The 13,794-nt window shown below is 69.0% G+C and carries 12 protein-coding genes; 5 read left to right on the plus strand and 7 right to left on the minus strand.

The window, feature by feature from the left end; genetic code table 11:
* Positions 1-49: 49 nt before the first annotated feature.
* From KPL78_RS26415 to mbfA, 6 genes are all read right to left on the minus strand, one after another.
* Entirely contained in the window at positions 50-622 is a 573-nt protein-coding gene (locus KPL78_RS26415; protein ID WP_081757938.1) for an NADH dehydrogenase ubiquinone Fe-S protein 4, read from the minus strand.
* The gene (locus KPL78_RS26420) at positions 619-3,441 is read right to left on the minus strand and encodes an ATP-dependent Clp protease ATP-binding subunit (RefSeq protein WP_255569477.1); all 2,823 of its coding nucleotides are present in this window, start codon (positions 3,439-3,441) and stop codon (positions 619-621) included. The genes KPL78_RS26415 and KPL78_RS26420 overlap by 4 nt, the downstream gene beginning before the upstream one ends.
* Entirely contained in the window at positions 3,441-5,306 is a 1,866-nt protein-coding gene (gene ftsH, locus KPL78_RS26425; protein ID WP_219766040.1) for an ATP-dependent zinc metalloprotease FtsH, read from the minus strand. The genes KPL78_RS26420 and ftsH overlap by 1 nt, the downstream gene beginning before the upstream one ends.
* A 77-nt stretch (positions 5,307-5,383) precedes the next feature.
* Entirely contained in the window at positions 5,384-5,887 is a 504-nt protein-coding gene (locus KPL78_RS26430) for a phosphate-starvation-inducible PsiE family protein (protein ID WP_219766042.1), read from the minus strand.
* Complete coding sequence (locus KPL78_RS26435; protein ID WP_201452009.1) at positions 5,884-7,008, minus strand: S1C family serine protease; 1,125 nt, start codon at positions 7,006-7,008, stop codon at positions 5,884-5,886. Before KPL78_RS26435 ends, KPL78_RS26430 begins: the two co-directional genes overlap by 4 nt.
* Before the next feature lie 38 nt (positions 7,009-7,046).
* Positions 7,047-8,033, minus strand: coding sequence for an iron exporter MbfA (mbfA, locus tag KPL78_RS26440; protein WP_160123752.1), 987 nt, complete (start codon positions 8,031-8,033; stop codon positions 7,047-7,049).
* A 215-nt stretch (positions 8,034-8,248) separates the two neighbouring features.
* Between mbfA and KPL78_RS26445 the strand changes: the two genes are divergently transcribed.
* The 5 genes from KPL78_RS26445 to KPL78_RS26465 all read left to right on the plus strand — a co-directional run bounded on the left by KPL78_RS26445 (position 8,249) and on the right by KPL78_RS26465 (position 11,927).
* Positions 8,249-9,001 carry a rhomboid family intramembrane serine protease gene (locus tag KPL78_RS26445; protein ID WP_027282464.1) on the plus strand — a complete coding sequence of 251 codons (753 nt, stop codon included), beginning with the start codon at positions 8,249-8,251 and terminating at the stop codon, positions 8,999-9,001.
* On the plus strand, positions 8,998-9,822 hold the full coding sequence (locus KPL78_RS26450) for an SDH family Clp fold serine proteinase (protein WP_211235943.1): 825 nt from the start codon (positions 8,998-9,000) through the stop codon (positions 9,820-9,822). The genes KPL78_RS26445 and KPL78_RS26450 overlap by 4 nt, the downstream gene beginning before the upstream one ends.
* 66 nt (positions 9,823-9,888) lie before the next feature.
* Positions 9,889-10,314, plus strand: coding sequence for a thioredoxin TrxC (gene trxC, locus KPL78_RS26455; protein WP_027282462.1), 426 nt, complete (start codon positions 9,889-9,891; stop codon positions 10,312-10,314).
* 46 nt (positions 10,315-10,360) lie between these two features.
* Positions 10,361-11,503, plus strand: a complete 1,143-nt coding sequence (locus KPL78_RS26460) for a cation:proton antiporter (RefSeq protein ID WP_219766044.1) — start codon at positions 10,361-10,363, stop codon at positions 11,501-11,503.
* 202 nt (positions 11,504-11,705) lie between these two features.
* Positions 11,706-11,927, plus strand: coding sequence for a hypothetical protein (locus KPL78_RS26465; RefSeq protein ID WP_219766046.1), 222 nt, complete (start codon positions 11,706-11,708; stop codon positions 11,925-11,927).
* A gap of 30 nt (positions 11,928-11,957) precedes the next feature.
* Here KPL78_RS26465 and KPL78_RS26470 read toward each other — a convergent pair whose 3' ends face one another.
* Positions 11,958-13,790, minus strand: a complete 1,833-nt coding sequence (locus KPL78_RS26470) for a hypothetical protein (RefSeq protein WP_219766048.1) — start codon at positions 13,788-13,790, stop codon at positions 11,958-11,960.
* Between the last annotated feature and the right edge of the window lie 4 nt (positions 13,791-13,794).

Raw genomic sequence — 13,794 nt, forward strand, 5'->3', positions numbered from 1 at the left:
GGCTTGGCGTCGGCAGGATCAGACGGCGTCGGGATGTGGGGCGTGCCGGTCATGCGAGCCTCACCCCTGTCCAGGCAGGCGGATCGCTGGCCGGGAAGGACTCGAGGCTCGCCTCCTCGACCGGATCGGGTCGGGACTCGATGTTGTCCGCCCCGACCCAAGGCAATACGCGCCCGATGGCATCACCAATGTCGTATCGGAGCTGGTCGGCATAGCTCCTGTAACGGATGCGCCTCGGCGGCGGTTCGTCCACTTCGTAGAGCCAGCCGTGCCGCTCTGCGAAGGCGATCGCGCTCATCCGATCAGGAAACTCGATCCGCAGATGCGCGAGGGGATCGCTGGCCGGAGCCCGGCGCACCGGGAAGTTCCGGCCTGGCACCTCCGCAGGCAGGAACTCCAGCACCCATCGGCTCCGTCCTGGTGCGGATTGGGTGACCGACCGGCCCGGCTGGTGGATCCGGACCTTTGGCGGGCCGCCATATGGCACAGCCATCCCTCCGCCCGGCATCACGGGGACGGGGCGCCGCATGCCCGCGTCCGGCGCGACGGCCAGCGGCGTTCCGGACGCCCCGGTCACCGCGGCGGAGTCGCTCGCATCGGCCGGGGGCGTCCCGCTCGTCATGATGCCGCCTGCTGGGCCGCTTCGGCGGCCTTGGCGTCATCCCCGCCGGGCTTCGCCGCCGCCTCGATCACGACCTGCTCGGCCGTCGCATCCCAGCGCAGCCGGATCGTGTCGCCCTTCGCCACTTCCCCGCCCAGCATGGCGCGCGCGAGCCGGGTCTCGACCAGGCTGCGGATCTGGCGCTTGAGTTCCCGGGCCCCGTATTCGGGGCGGTAGCCTTCGGCGGCGAGCATCTCGACCAGGCTGTCGTCGAGCTCGACCGTCACTCCCTGGCTTGCCGCAGTGCGCTTCACCCGCTCGAGCTGCAGCAGCACGATCTGGCGGATCTCCGCCTTCGAGAGCGCGTGGAAGACGATGATCTCGTCGATGCGGTTGAGGAACTCGGGCCGGAAGTGCCCGCGCAGCACCTCCATCAGCTCTTCCTTCAGCTTCTCCGACTGCTCGGCCGCGGTACCCCGCAGGTGCAGGCGCCGCTGGATACGGTCGGAGCCGAGGTTGGAGGTGGCGATGATGATGGTGTTGGTGAAGTCCACCACCCTCCCCTTGCCGTCGGTCAGCCGCCCGTCGTCGAAGACCTGCAGCAGCACGTTGTAGACATCCGGGTGCGCCTTCTCGATCTCGTCGAGCAGGATCACCGAATAGGGCTTGCGGCGCACCTTCTCGGTGAGCTGCCCGCCCTCGTCGTAGCCGACATAGCCGGGCGGTGCGCCGATCAGGCGGGCGACCGTGTGCTTCTCCATGTATTCCGACATGTCGATGCGCAGCAGCGCGCCCTCGTCGCCATAGACCACCTCGGCCAGTGCCTTGGCGAGCTCGGTCTTGCCGACGCCGGTGGGCCCGAGGAAGAGGAAGGTCGCGACCGGCTTCGAGCCCTCGCGCAGGCCCGCGCGCGCCAGCCGCACCGCGTCCGAGACCGCCTTGATCGCCTGCTCCTGCCCGATCACCCGCTGGTGCAGGCGCTCCTCCATCTTCAGGAGCTTCTCGCGCTCGGCCTCGGTCAGCTCGCTGACCGGGATGCCGGTGAGCTTGGAGACGATCTGCGCGACATGGCTCGCGCGCACCTCGGCCGAGCCGGTGGCGCGGTCCTTCTCCCAGGCCTCGGTCAGTTCCTTGAGCCTCGCCTCCTTCGCCGCGATCTCCTTGCCGAGCTCGGCCGCCTTCTCGAAGTTCTTGCGCGAAGCGGCGTAGTCCTGCTCGCGCTTGAGCTGGTGCAGCTCCGCCTCGATCTCCTGCACCTCGACCGGGCGCGCGGTGGCCGAGAGCTTCACCCGCGCCGCCGCCTGGTCGATCAGGTCGATCGCCTTGTCGGGCAGGAAGCGGCCCTGGATGAAGCGGTCGGAGAGCTCGGCGGCGGCCAGGATCGCCTCGTCGGTGATCGTCACCTTGTGGTGCGCCTCGAAGGTGTCTCGCAGGCCGCGCAGGATCATGATCGCCTGCGCGACGGTCGGCTCCGCCACCATCACCGGCTGGAAGCGCCGCTCCAGCGCGGCGTCCTTCTCGATGTGCTTCTGGTACTCGTTGAGCGTGGTGGCGCCGATCAGGTTCAGCTCGCCGCGCGCGAGCATCGGCTTGAACACATTGGCGATGTCGAGCCCGCCCTCGCCGCCGCCCTGGCCGGCGCCGACGATGGTGTGGATCTCGTCGATGAAGAGGATCATCTCGCCCTGGTGCTCGGTCACCTCCTTGAGGATCTTCTGCACCCGTTCCTCGAACTCGCCGCGGTACTTCGAGCCAGCGACCATCGAGTTGATGTTGAGCTCCACCAGCCGCTTGCCGCGCAGCGCCTCGGGCACCTCGCCATCCACGATCCGTTGCGCGAGGCCTTCCACGATCGCGGTCTTGCCGACGCCCGGCTCGCCGATCAGCACGGGGTTGTTCTTCTTGCGCCGGGCGAGGATCTCGATCGTCGTCTCGATCTCCTGCGCCCGGCCAATGACGGGATCGAGCTTGCCGTCGCGCGCCATCGTCGTCAGGTCGCGCGAATACTTGTCGAGTTCCGGCGTGTTGGTGGGCGCTTCGGCGCGGCCCTCCTCCGCGCCCTCCTTGCCGACCACACGCGCGACCTGCTGGCGCAGCGCCTGCGGCGTGAGGCCGAGCTTTCGCAGGATGTTGGCCGCCAGCCCCTCGCCCTCCTCGGCGAGGCCGATCAGTAGATGCTCCGGCCCGACATAGGAATGGCCCATGTCGGTCGAGGCGGTGAAGGCGCGGCTGAGCGCGTCCTTGACGCGGGGCGCGACGCCCATCTCGCCCTCATGCGGCTTTTCGCCGCGCTTGGCCTCCTGCTCGATCTGCGTGTGCAGCTGGTCGGCCGAGATCTTGAACTGGCCGAGGACCGTCTTGACGACTTCCGAGCCGAGCAGCGCCAGCAGCAGGTGTTCCGTGTCCACCTCCGGCCTGCCCCGTTCGGCCGCATGGCGGGCCGCCTCCTGCAGCAGCCGTTCGGCCTGGTCGCTGATGCGCGCGGCAAGGCCGCCGCCCGGCCGGCGTGCCGAACCGCGCCGCTGGCTGCGACGCGGCAAATCCGAGGCGGCGGCGTCGCCGAAGGTGGCATCCACCACCTGCTCATCCTCCTCCGCGGCGGGCAGGTCGCGCCCGAAGCCACCGATCAGGCTGCCGAAGGGGCGGTCGCCGAAGAACTCCTCGAACAGGCTGCCATGGCTGCCGAACAGGGCCTCAAGAGGCGAGGCGGTCCGCCCCTGGCGGCGGAGCGTGTCGCGGTAGTGCTCGTCGCAGAGCTCAAGATCCTGCCGCCGCCCATTCACCGAAGCGCGGACGCGCACCGTCGCCGCCCGCCCACAGACATCGCATTTGCCGTTCATCAGCGTTGCTCCTCCGCATGATCCACGGTGGCGGTGGATCTGGTGATGCCCTGTTGCCCGTCCGCTGCCGCTTGCCGCAGCGCCGGGAAGTCGTCCGGGGTGATGGTCTCGCGCGCCAGCAGCAGCCGCGTGCCGGCATCAAGATCGGCGCGGCGTTCGGCGAGCAGCGCCTTGGCGCGCGCATAGGCCTCGTCGATCAGCCCGCGCACCGCGACATCCACCTCGCGCGCCGTCGCCTCGGAATAGTCGCGCGGCGTGAGGCCCGGCACACCATCGCCGAGGAAGCTCTGCCGCTCGGGCTCCAGCACCGCCTGGCCGAGCGAGGGATGCATGCCGAAGCGGGTGACGATCTGGCGCGCGATGTCGGTCACGCGCGCGAGGTCGTCCGCCGCGCCGGTCGAGATCTCGCCGAGCACGAGGTCCTCGGCCGCGCGGCCGGCCAGCAGCACGACCATGCGGTTCTCGAGGTCGCGCCGGGTGATGAGGAAGCGGTCCTCGGTCGGCCGCGTCATGGTGTAGCCCAGCGCGCCGATCGAGCGCGGGATGATCGAGACCTTGTGCACGGGATCAGCCCCGGGCAGGGAGGCGGCGGCGAGCGCATGGCCCATCTCGTGCCAGGCCACCGCCTCGCGCTCCTTCGGGTTCAGCACGCGCCCCTTGCGTTCGAGGCCGGCGACGATGCGCTCGATCGCGGCGGTGACATCGGCCATGCTCACTGCCTCGGCGCCGCGGCGGGTCGCCTGGATCGCCGCCTCGTTCACCAAGTTGGCGAGTTCCGCGCCCGAGAAGCCCGGCGTCAGCGCGGCGATCTGCTCGACATCCAGCCCCTCGTGCTTCACCTTCTTCAGATGCACGCGCAGGATGGCGGCGCGGCCGGACTTGTCGGGCCGGTCCACCACCACCTGGCGGTCGAAGCGGCCGGCGCGCAGCAGCGCGGGGTCGAGGATCTCGGGCCGGTTGGTGGCGGCGAGCAGCACGATCCCCTCGCGCGGGTCGAAGCCGTCGAGTTCGGTCAGCAGCTGGTTGAGCGTCTGTTCCTTCTCGTCGTGGCCGCCGCCGAAGGCCCCCACGCCGCGCTTCTTGCCGAGCGCATCCAGCTCGTCGATGAAGATGATGCAGGGCGCGGCCTTGCGCGCCTGCTCGAAGAGGTCGCGCACGCGCGCCGCACCCACGCCGACGAACATCTCGACGAATTCGGAGCCGGAGATGGAGAAGAACGGCACCCCCGCCTCGCCGGCCACGGCGCGCGCGACCAGGGTCTTGCCGGTCCCCGGCGGGCCGACCAGCAGGATGCCCTTCGGGATGCGCGCGCCGAGCCGGCCGTATTTCTCGGGCTGCTTCAGGAAATCGACGATCTCGCGCAGCTCGGCCTTGGCCTCGTCCACGCCGGCGACGTCGTCGAAGGTGACGCCGGTGTCCTTCTCGACATAGACCTTGGCCTTGGACTTGCCGACCGACATCAGCCCGCCGAAGCCCTGTCGCTCCGCGACATGGCGGAACAGGAACATCCAGACCCCAAAGAAGACCAGCGCCGGCAGCACCCAGGACAGCACGGTCGAGAGGAAGGTGTTCTGGATCGTGCCGTCATAGCGCGCGCTCGACTGCTCGAGCCGGCGCGTCAGATCCTCCGGCACGATGGTGGTCAGGAAATGCGTCCGGCCCTCGATTGGCTCACGGTAGCGGCCGAAGATGCTGTCCGGGCGGACCTGGACCTCGGCGATGCGGTCCTGCTGCAGCAGTTCGAGGAAGCGCGAATAGGGGATGCGCTCGGTGACCGATGCGCCCTGCCACCAGCCCTGGAAGAGCAGGAGCAACAGGAAGGCACCGATCCAGTACCAGATGTTGAATTGTTGCTGCTTGTTCACTTACGGCTCCGGCCGCTGGCGCGGAGCGGAGTAAAGCGCGAACAGCCCTCCGGCCGCAAGGGAAGGAAGCGGGCGGATCAGGGCGGCCTCGTCTCGGTGCTTTCGAGGGCCGCGGCCTCCGCCTCGCGCCGGTCCTGGTCGCGCACCAGCCAATAGACGATGCCGAGCGCCAGTATCGCCGCACCGAGCGCGAGCAGCTTCATCGCCTCGGTCTGGCTGAGATCGAGGATGATGAACTTCCGCACCACCGCGAGCATGGCGATCATCACCACCGCGCGCACCTGGACGATGCCGAATCGCCGTTCGACGATGACCAGCAGGGACCGCTTGAACTCCAGCGCGATGACGACGGTGAAGATCGCGCCGAACACGGTCTGGAACACCGCCGGATCCGTGGGGTTGAAGATGTCCACCAGAAGCAGCGAGGTGGCGACCAGCTTGAGCAGGTTCCACAGCGCGGCCAGGACGATCAGCGCGATCAGGATCGTCAGCACAAAGACGACGACCTGCTCGAACTTCTCGTAGAAGGTCAGGGACCGCCAGAGCACGGAGTTGCCACGCGGTGATTTCGCTTCGCTCATCGGCCCGCATCCAATGTGACAGTGATCGTGAGGCGCGTGCCGTCGCGCAGGATCGTCAGCGTAATCGTATCGCCCGGCGCTTGCCGGTCGAGCGCGGCGAGCAGTTCCGCCACGCGGCGCAACGGGCGGCCCTCCACTTCCAGGATGATGTCCCCGGTCTGAAAGCCGCTGTCGCGCCCAAGGCGGGCCGGGCGGATCCCCGCGCGCTCCGCGGCCGAGCCGGGCTCGACCTCGAGCACGAAGACGCCCTCGATGCCGAGGCGCGCCGAGAGCGCGGCGTTGAGCTGCTCCTCGACGCGGATGCCGAGCGAGGGGCGGATGTAGCGCCCCTGGGCGATCAGGCGCGGAACCACGCGGTTGACCGTATCCACCGGCACCGCGAAGCCGATCCCGGCCGAGGCGCCGGAGGGGCTGTAGATGGCGGTGTTCACGCCGATCAGCCGGCCGGCGGAATCGAGCAGCGGGCCGCCGGAATTGCCGGGATTGATCGCGGCGTCGGTCTGGATCAGCCGCTCGATCACCACCCCCGTCTCGCTCGGCAGTTCGCGGTTGAGCGCCGAGACGATGCCGTTGGTCAGCGTCCAGTCCAGGCCGAAGGGATTGCCGATGGCGAAGACCTTCTGGCCGACGCGCAGGTCGTGGCTGGTGCCGATCGGCAGCGGCTCCGGCCGCCCGGTGCCGACGCCGATGCGCAGCACCGCGAGGTCGTGCGCCGGGCTCGTGCCCACCAGCACGGCGTTGTAGGCGCGGCCGTCGGCCAGCCGCACCGTGGCGGCCGAGGCGCCGGCGATCACATGGTCGTTCGTCACCACATGGCCGAGACGGTCCCAGACGAAGCCCGAACCCGTCCCCCGGGGCACCTGCAGCGCGTTGCGGGTCCAGGGGTTCACGACGCGCTCGGTGGTGGCGATGAAGACGACGGAATCGCGCGCCTGCTCGAACAGCGCGATGGTCGCCTGCTCGTCGGCGGCGAGATCCCCGCGCGGCGTCACCGCCCGCGGCTCCGCGCGGCTGGCCAGGAACTCCGCCTGGATCAGCGGAATGCTCTGCCAGGCGGTCATCAGGACCAGTCCGACCAGCAGCAGCAGCAGGGTCCGAAACAGGAAACGCCCTTCGGTCAAGGCACGCAGATCTCCTCGGTCGCCGGCATCCTCGCCACTCAGCCGCTGCCGATCAGGATGCCTGCGGCGAGCACGAGGCCGCCGCCCAGCACCACCTGGAACACCGCCCGGCCGATCGGCGTCTCCATGTAGCGGTTCTGGACCCACGCGATGGCCCAGAGCTCGACGAAGACGATCGCGATCGCGATCGCTGTCGCCGTCCAGAAATGCGGGATCAGGTAGGGCAGCGCATGGCCAAGGCCGCCCAGCGTCGTCATCACCCCCGAGGCGAGCCCGCGCTTCCAGGGCGCGCCGCGGCCCGAGAGCTTCCCGTCATCATGGACGGCCTCGGTGAAGCCCATGGAGATGCCCGCGCCGACCGAGGCCGAAAGCCCGACCAGGAAGGTCGTCCAGGGGTTCTGCGTGGCGAAGGCGGTGGCGAAGATGGGGGCGAGCGTCGAGACCGAGCCGTCCATCAGCCCCGCCAGCCCCGGCTGCACCCAGGTCAGCACGAACTGCCGACGCGCGGCCAGGCACTCCTCGCTCGCCGCGCCGCTGCGGGCGAGTTCGGCGGCCATCGCCTCGACATCGCTCTCGTGCCGCGCCTCCGCCGCCGCGAGATCGCCGAGCAGCTTGCGTGCCTCGGCGTCCGTCGTGCGCTCGGCGGCGGCGCGGTAGAAGGCCTCGGCCTCGCGCTCCATCGCCAGCGCCTCGGCGCGGATGCGATCGAGGCCGAGATTCTCGATCAGCCAGACCGGGCGGCGGGCGTAGAAATCCGCCACATGCTCGCGCCGGATCGGCAGGATCAGCTCGCCGTGGCGGGAACGGTAGAGCTCGATCAGCCAGCGGCGGTGCTCGTCCTCCTCCTCGGCCATGGCCTCGAAGAGGCGCGCGGTGGCGGGAAAGGTCTCGCGCAGGCACCGCGCATAGAGCCGGTAGATGCGCGCATCCTCCTCCTCCGAGGCGATGGCCAGCGCCAGGATCTCCTCCGCCGAGAGGCTCGCGAAGCGGCGGCGGCCGAAGGCGGGAAGCGGGATCAGGCGCATGGAGGGGACAGTTGGCCGCAGGCTGTTTCACGGCCATCCTAGCGCATCGCCCCGGCGTGGGCCAGCGCGGACCGGGCGGCGGGTGCCGCCCCATGACGATCCGGAAGGCCATGACAGCGCGGCCGGTTCCGGTCATGCTCCGCCCGGGATGCCGGCCGCGTCGTGCGGGTGGCGGGACGGCGGCGGGGCCGGGTTCGGATTCACGGAAGGACCACATGCTTCCCTGGTACGAGACGGTCGCGACGCGCTACCCGCCCTTCGTGGTCTGGATGCTGATCGCCGCCTGCGTCGGGGCGTTCCTGTACCAGGTCTCGCTGCCCCCTTCCGTCCTGGAACTCTTCCTGCGTCAGTACGCGCTGGTGCCCGCGCGCTTCTTCGCGCAATGGGCGCAGCCGCGCCCGGGCGACTGGCTCGCCTTCCTGACCAACATGTTCCTCCATGGCGGCTGGCTGCACCTGATCATGAACATGTGGACGCTCTGGATTTTCGGCCCCGCGGTCGAGGATCGGCTGGGAGCGCGCCGCTTCCTCTTCTTCTACATCGCCTGCGGTCTCGCTGCCGGCATCGCCCATGGGCTGGCCAACCCGGAGTCCGTCGTGCCCGCGCTCGGTGCCTCGGGGGCGATCGCGGGGGTGATCGGCTGCTACGCCCGGCTGTTCCCCGCGGCGCGGCTCGTCGTGATGATCCCCGTGCTGTTCCTGCCGCTCTTCTTTGAGGTCCGGGCGCTCGCCTTCGCGACGATCTGGTTGCTGCTGCAGATCATCCCCGGCCTTCTGACGCTCGGCCAGGATGTAGGCGGCGGCGGTATCGCCTGGTGGGCGCATATCGGCGGTTTCGCCGCGGGCTGGCTGCTCGCGCCAGCGGCGCGGCGGGCGCGCATCGCCCATCGTCCCTACTTTCGCGACGAGGGACTCTACGGCTTCATGCCGGATGGCCGGCGCAGTGGAGGGCGAGGACCGTGGCGATGATGGATCTTCTCTGGCTCTTCTTCATGCTCTCGGCGCTGCAGCCCGTGCTGCAGCGCCGCTACCTGGAAGCGATGCGCGTGCGCAAGATCGCGCAGATCGAGAAGCAGCGCGGCAGCCGCGTCATCCTCCTGGTGCACCGGCAGGAGACGATGAGCCTGCTCGGCTTTCCGCTGATGCGCTACATCGACGTCAACGACAGTGAGGAGGTGCTGCGCGCCATCCAGCTCACCGACGACGAGGTACCGCTCGACATCGTGCTGCATACCCCGGGCGGCCTGGTGCTGGCGGCGACGCAGATCGCGCGCGCGATCCAGGGGCATAGGGGCAAGGTCACGGTCTTCGTGCCGCACTACGCCATGTCGGGCGGCACGCTGATCGCGCTGGCGGCCGATGAGATCGTGATGTGCCGCCATTCCGTGCTGGGTCCGATCGATCCGCAGCTCGGCGGCATGCCGGCGGCCTCGATCGTGAAGGTGGCCGAGGAGAAGCCGATCGCCGAGGTCGAGGACCAGACGCTGATGCTCGCCGATGTCGGGCGCAAGGCGATCGCCCAGGTCGAGGCGGCCGCCACAAGGCTGCTGGCCGAGAAGATGGAGGAGGCGACGGCAAGGGCCCTGGCCGCGAAGCTCGCCACCGGAACCTGGACGCATGACTACCCGATCTCGGCCGAGGAGGCGCGCGGACTGGGCCTGCCGGTCAGCCTCGACATGCCGGACGAGATTCTGCAGCTCATGACGCTCTATCCGCAGCCGGTCCGGCGCCAGGGCGGGGGCGTGGAGTATCTCCCGCAGCCCCGCCAGAGGGAGGTCCGCGGGCGGTGATGCCGGCAGGCGGCACGCCCCGTTGCCAGCCGCGAACACCTGTCATTCGACAGCGAGGAGAACGACATGCCGACCGTCGCCTGCCCCGATTGCGCCTCCACGAACCGCGTCCCGCAAGAACGGCTCGGGGACAATCCCCGATGCGGACGCTGCGGATCGCCTCTCTTCCAGGGCAAGCCCGTGACCCTGACGGCGGCGAATTTCGACCGCCACCTGGCGGCCGAGACACCGCTTCTGGTGGATTTCTGGGCGGCGTGGTGCGGCCCCTGCAAGGTCATGGCGCCGCAGTTCGAGGCTGCCGCGAAGGCCCTCGAGCCACGGATGCGACTCGGCAAGCTCGACACCGAGGCCGGACAGCAGATCGCGGGCCGCTACGGCATTCGTGGCATACCCACCATGATCCTGTTCAGGGGCGGAGAGGAGATCGCCAGAACCAGCGGCGCGATGTCTGCTGCGCAGATCGTGGAATGGGCGCGCTCTCGGGCAGGATGATGGCCGCTCCTCATCCTGCTTGAGCCAGGCGACACAGGGGAACGGCATGCATGGCGTGACCGGGCTGCTTGAAAGCGCCGCATTGCTGGTCTTCGCCGCATTCGTCCTCGTGACGATCTGCGCCCGCGCGGGCGTGCCGAGCATCGTCGGATACATCGGCACAGGCGTGTTGATCGGGCCGGCCGGAAGCGGCGTGCTGGCCCAGAGCGAAGCGCTCACCTCCATCGGCGAGCTTGGTGTCGTTTTTCTGTTGTTTGCGCTCGGGCTCGAATTCTCCTTCGAGAAGCTCGCCTCGCTAAGACGTCACGTGTTCGGGATCGGTGCGGCGCAGGTTGTGGTCACGACCCTGCTCGTCGCGATCCCGGCAGGGTTGATGTACGGACTGGCACCTGTGCCCGCGATCCTCATGGGCGGGGCGGTCGCGATGTCGTCCACGGCCATGTGTCTCAAGGTGCTTGTTTCCGTGAACGCCCTCAACACCGCTCCGGGGCGCCTCGCGATTTCCGTGCTGCTGTTTCAGGACCTGGCGGCGGTTGCGCTTCTGCTGCTGCACGACGCGACGTCCGGCGCGGCCGAGGGACTTGGCGTGGCGACCGTGATCGGGGGCGCGGCGGCGCTTGTGGCGGCCCTGTTCGTCGCACGCGGCCCGCTTCAGACAATCGCCGGATGGACAGCCGCGCGAGGCGATCCCGAACTGGCGCAGCTTCTCGCGCTGGCAATCGCCTTGGGGTCGGCGATCGCGGCCACAGCCGCCGGACTCTCACCGGCGCTCGCGGCCTTTGCCGCCGGAATGATCATCGGCGAAGGCGATGCGCGCCATGTCGTCGAGAAGGAAATCCGTCCCTTCCGCGATCTCTTCGTGGGCATCTTCTTCATCGGCATCGGCACGCAGATGCCGCTCGGCATCTTCTCATCGACCTGGCCGACCGTGCTGGTCTGGCTAGCCATTCTCTTCATGGGCAAGGCAGTGGTCGTGGCGCTTCTGGCGTCATGGTCCGGCGAACGAGGGCAGGCCGCCTGGAGGGCGGCCATCATTCTCGGTCACGGAGGCGAATTCAGTCTGATGCTGATTTCAGTGTCCACAGCGTCGGGTCTGATCCCCGAAGGAATCACCGGCCCGCTCCTTCTCGCGATCGGCATCAGCATGCTGGCCGGGAGTCTCCTCGTCAGATACGGGGCGAAGGACTAGATCGGACTGAGCCGGGAACTTCATGAGTCTGACTGGAGCGCACAGCAGCGCCGCCACGGTCCGGGCTATGCGGGCCAGTTTGCGCCGGCCCCGGGGGGGCGTTCTGCATTCGCGATTGTGTCGGCTGCGAGCATGGCGCGACCGCGTAGGGGAGGCGCTCGCGGGCCAGCTTGGACAAGTCTCCGGCATCAATGCCGTCTTCATGGCCGATGCCGATCAGCAGGAGGTGGAGGCACCGCATCGATCCGAGGCCGTTCCGGAAACGTTCCGTCGCTTGCGGATCTTCATTGCATTCGGCGAGGGGGCGTTTGGCGCGAAGGTACTTCTCTATCTCTCTGAGCGCCAGCGGGTGGATATCGAAGCACAAACGGCCGTCGCCGCGGGCGAAGATCCGACACCCCAGGTGAAGTTCCTGGCAAATTGATCGGCCCCTGCATCCCTGCGAACGGAGCTTTCAGGCGACGCGCCGCTTCGTGACCTGCACCGCCAGCGGCGCCGCGGCGAGATCCACCGTCGAGGCGCTGACGTTGCGCGCCGTCACGCGCACGCTGTTGTTCGACCAGACATGGCAGTCCAGCACAAAGGCAATGCTGCTGGTGTCGAGCGACGCATCGGCGAAGTCCCCGCGTCGCGCCCCAGGCACCGTGACGTCGACATTGGCCGTCGCACCCGCGGCCAGGCTCGGCAGATCCCAGCTGGTCTCCAGCGCCAGCGTCCGCGCGCCCACTGGCAGCGAGGGGCAGCCATAGAGGATCGACGGAGCATCCTCCGGCAGGCCGTAAAGCCGCAGCGCCTCGAGATCGATCTGCCCGTCAAAGCCGATGATCCCAATCTGCGCAAAGGCCACGCTCGGCCCCAGCCGGATCGTTTGCCGCCGGTTCAGCGAGCTGTCCTGCATCACCGCGCCGGCCTGCCAGCTCTTGGAGGCGACGACCCACTGCATGGTGGTGCCGGAGGCCAGCACGTCCTCCGCCTGGTCCTCCCGGATGTTCCCCGCGCCGTCGAAGCAGCGGACGCAGAGCCGCCCGCCATCAGCGCCATCCGCCAGCCAGTGCGCCAGGGCGAATTCCTTCGCGTGCGTCGTCTGCACCACGAAGGCCACCCCACGATTGGCGTTCAGCAGCAACCCCCGGCCGGTGCCTGCGATGCCGTCCAGCCCGCTCCAGGACAGCCCCGCCATGGTGGTCTCGGTGGTGGTGGAGGTGGCGATGACGCAGGCACCCTCCACCCCGATCTCGGTGTTGCTGTATCGGAAGGCCGCCGCCCGCAGGTTCGGGATATTGGCCAGCAGCCGCGTCAGCCGCGAGGCCGGCGCCCGGTGGCGGTTGTAGACGGCATTGCCGGCCCGGCTTGCCGTCGCGGTGTAGTCGATCCCGACCTGATAGGTGTTGGACCAGGCCACCTCGTACTCGCAGTCCGTGGCTGCGGCCGTGTGCCGGGCAGCGATTGGCGAGCAGGCCTCCATCCGCATGCCGCGGGCGATGATGGCGGTGCCGCTGGTCTCGTTCAGGAAGGGGATGGCGGCGTTGGGATCGAGCTGCCGCAGCTCGAAATTCGGCCCATCGAAGATGTGCCGGTTGTGGTTGTTGTAGGCGCCAGCCTGGCGCGAGAAGCGCACCCCATAGCGGTCGGCGGTCGCGTTGATGCCGGTGGCGCAGGCGAAGTGGCCGCCATAGTAGCGGATCGAGGTGTTCCAGGCCGTCGCCGTGGCGCAGTGGACATCGAGGCCGTAGCGGTTGTTCAGGATGCGTCCGAGGATCATCGTGCTGTCCTCGAAGCCGCGGCCGTCGCCCAGCGTGCGCAGCCCGATGCAGAAGCCTGAGACCAGGCGGAGGTCGAGCAGCGAGGAATCGAGGTTGCGCGCGACGATGCCGATATCGGCCTCGCTGGCCCAGTCCGACTGGATCTGCCGCGCGACCTGGAGGTTGAGGTAGAGCTTCTCGCCATTGCGGATGGTGCCGCCGTCGCCCAGCGTCAGGACGGTGGCCGACGCATTGGCAGCACCGGTGTACTGGATGACGCCCTGCATGATCAGCCCGCGAGCGCCGCCGCCGAGAGTGACGCCGGCATCGACGTTCCAGGTGCCGGTCGGGATGACGGCGAGCTTGCCGTCGGCCGCGGCCCTGTCGAAGCAGGCCTGGATGGCCGCGCGGTCGTTGGCAGCCCCATCGCCCAGCCCGCCAAAGTCGCGCGGCATCACCGCCTCGCGGTCGCGGAGATACTTCGCCAGATCGGTCTTGGAGATGTTCTGGCCGAGGACCATCAGGTCATCGATGCGGGCGGCCATGGCT

It is taken from the genome of Roseomonas alba (genome assembly GCF_019430885.1).
GTDB lineage: Bacteria > Pseudomonadota > Alphaproteobacteria > Acetobacterales > Acetobacteraceae > Neoroseomonas > Neoroseomonas alba.

Coding starts and splice junctions, on each gene's coding strand:
- KPL78_RS26415 (WP_081757938.1), bottom strand. CDS start 622: ATGACGAGCGGGACGCCCCCGGCCGATGCGAGCGACTCCGCCGCGGTG.
- KPL78_RS26420 (WP_255569477.1), bottom strand. CDS start 3,441: ATGAACGGCAAATGCGATGTCTGTGGGCGGGCGGCGACGGTGCGCGTC.
- KPL78_RS26430 (WP_219766042.1), bottom strand. CDS start 5,887: ATGAGCGAAGCGAAATCACCGCGTGGCAACTCCGTGCTCTGGCGGTCC.
- mbfA (WP_160123752.1), bottom strand. CDS start 8,033: ATGCGCCTGATCCCGCTTCCCGCCTTCGGCCGCCGCCGCTTCGCGAGC.
- KPL78_RS26445 (WP_027282464.1), top strand. CDS start 8,249: ATGCTTCCCTGGTACGAGACGGTCGCGACGCGCTACCCGCCCTTCGTG.
- KPL78_RS26450 (WP_211235943.1), top strand. CDS start 8,998: ATGATGGATCTTCTCTGGCTCTTCTTCATGCTCTCGGCGCTGCAGCCC.
- trxC (WP_027282462.1), top strand. CDS start 9,889: ATGCCGACCGTCGCCTGCCCCGATTGCGCCTCCACGAACCGCGTCCCG.
- KPL78_RS26460 (WP_219766044.1), top strand. CDS start 10,361: ATGCATGGCGTGACCGGGCTGCTTGAAAGCGCCGCATTGCTGGTCTTC.
- KPL78_RS26465 (WP_219766046.1), top strand. CDS start 11,706: ATGGCCGATGCCGATCAGCAGGAGGTGGAGGCACCGCATCGATCCGAG.
- KPL78_RS26470 (WP_219766048.1), bottom strand. CDS start 13,790: ATGGCCGCCCGCATCGATGACCTGATGGTCCTCGGCCAGAACATCTCC.